This is a genomic window from Streptomyces aureus (assembly GCF_001418135.1).
In the GTDB taxonomy this organism is placed as follows: Bacteria; Actinomycetota; Actinomycetes; order Streptomycetales; family Streptomycetaceae; genus Streptomyces; species Streptomyces aureus_A.
In genome coordinates, this window is record NZ_LIPQ01000695.1 from 1 (window position 1) to 1,685 (window position 1,685).

Sequence of the window (1,685 nt, forward strand, 5' to 3'; positions counted from 1 at the left end):
GCGGGGGCGAGGCCGACCACGTCGGTCATCAGGGTGGTGGCGGGGAGGTCCTTCACCTTGCGGCCCTCGCTGTAGACCGCGTACCCCGTGACGGCGCGGTCGTCGGTGGCCGCGCTCCACATCACGTGGACCGTGCCGGCGCTGCCCGCGGTCGCGGTGACGCCGGAGGGGGCGGTGGGCGCACGGGTGTCCTTGGCCTCGGGAGCGGCCGCCGCGGAGCATCCGGTGAGGGCGAGAGTGAGCGCGAGGGCAGTCAACAGGCTTGCGGCGAGCGGGCGTTGCACGGGCCGGCCTCCGTCCGTCGGAAAGGTCCAGACCTATATCGCACAGTCGGACCGGGCTCGGCAAGGGGGCGCTGTCAGTGGGGTGCGCTTCACTGGGAACATCACTCTCCGTAGTCGAATGTGGGGGAATCATGACGGACCGTACGACCTATGTGAGCCACGCCGGGGTGCGCCGACGCGGCTGGACCGACACGATGGTGCGTGAGCTGCTCGGTACACCCGATGTGCAGGGCCGCGACCCGCGCCGCTGGTCCCCAGCGCCCCTGCGGCTCTACCTTCTGGCGCGGGTCGAAACGGTGGAGCGGACACCCGAGTTCGCCGCGACATCGGCGAACTCGGGTGGCTCCTCGGCCGCCACGGCCCACGCCGAGCGGCGCCGGGCCGCCGTCCTCGCCGCGATCCGCGCGGAACCGATCGAGGTTCCCCGGCTCCCCGGGCCCGAGCTGGAGCGGCGGGCGGTCCGGCACCGGCAGCTCCTGGGGGCGCGGAGCCCCGGGACCCCACCAGGAGGAGGGGCTCCGGCCGGGGCGCTCGTACGGTGGCAGGTGGGCTACCTCCGGCACGCCCTCGCGCGGTACGAGGCGCTGCTCGACGGCCTGTACGGGGAGACCGGGCGCGGCGAGGCCGAGCGGCTGCTGCGGCGACGGCTGTACGAGGCGATCGGCACCGCGTATCCGGCGCTGGCTCAGGAGTGCCGTCGCAGGATCGCGGTGGAGCGGTGAGCGGGGGCGCGACCGGGCGCCGCCGTCGTCAGGCGTGCCGGAGCACGACCGGGCGCCGTCCTCGTCACCGGAGTCGGGGTGGGCCGCCCGCCCGCCGTCACCGCCGCGGCAGGCGCGCGAGCGCCCGGCATGCCGCCGGGATCGGGGCCACGATCCTGACCGCGCACCGGGTGCGGAGCCCCTCCGCCGCGTCGCCCAGCGGGCCGCCGCCGATGACGACCGCCCGCGCCCCGTCCCGCTCCACGCACGCGCGGACCGCGCGCTCCAGTTCGGCGAGGAGCAAATCCGGTTCCGCGGAGAGGTGTTCCGGGCCGCCCCTGGTCAGGCGGAGGCCCGTGTACCGGTCGGCGAGGCCGAGGGCCGTCACACGGGCCTCCGCCTGACCAGGGGCGGCCCGGAACACCTCTCCGCGGAACCGGATTTGCTCCTCGCCGAACTGGAGCGCGCGGATCGCGGCGAGGACGGCGGCCCGGCGCCGCTCGGCGTGGGCCGTGGCGGCCGAGGAGCCACCCGAGTTCGCCGATGTCGCGGCGAACTCGGGTGTCCGCTCCACCGTTTCGACCCGCGCCAGAAGGTAGAGCCGCAGGGGCGCTGGGGACCAGCGGCGCGGGTCGCGGCCCTGCACATCGGGTGTACCGAGCAGCTCACGCACCATCGTGTCTGGCCCTTATACACATCT

The 1,685-nt window shown here is 75.1% G+C and carries 3 protein-coding genes; 1 reads left to right on the plus strand and 2 read right to left on the minus strand.

The window, feature by feature from the left end; translation table 11 throughout:
- A partial coding sequence (locus AOK00_RS36220) for a fibronectin type III domain-containing protein (protein WP_173861744.1) occupies positions 1 to 284 on the minus strand: 284 nt, incomplete at its 3' end.
- A 131-nt stretch (positions 285 to 415) separates the two neighbouring features.
- On the opposite strand from AOK00_RS36220, the gene AOK00_RS36225 reads away from it, so the two are divergent.
- Positions 416 to 1,006 (plus strand): hypothetical protein, encoded by a 591-nt coding sequence (locus AOK00_RS36225; RefSeq protein ID WP_055604328.1) that lies wholly within the window; start codon positions 416 to 418, stop codon positions 1,004 to 1,006.
- Positions 1,007 to 1,103: 97 nt separating this feature from the next.
- On the opposite strand, the gene AOK00_RS41095 is transcribed toward AOK00_RS36225, so the two are convergent.
- A complete protein-coding gene (locus tag AOK00_RS41095; RefSeq protein WP_254047639.1) occupies positions 1,104 to 1,661 on the minus strand; it encodes an aspartate/glutamate racemase family protein in 558 nt (185 codons plus the stop codon).
- Between the last annotated feature and the right edge of the window lie 24 nt (positions 1,662 to 1,685).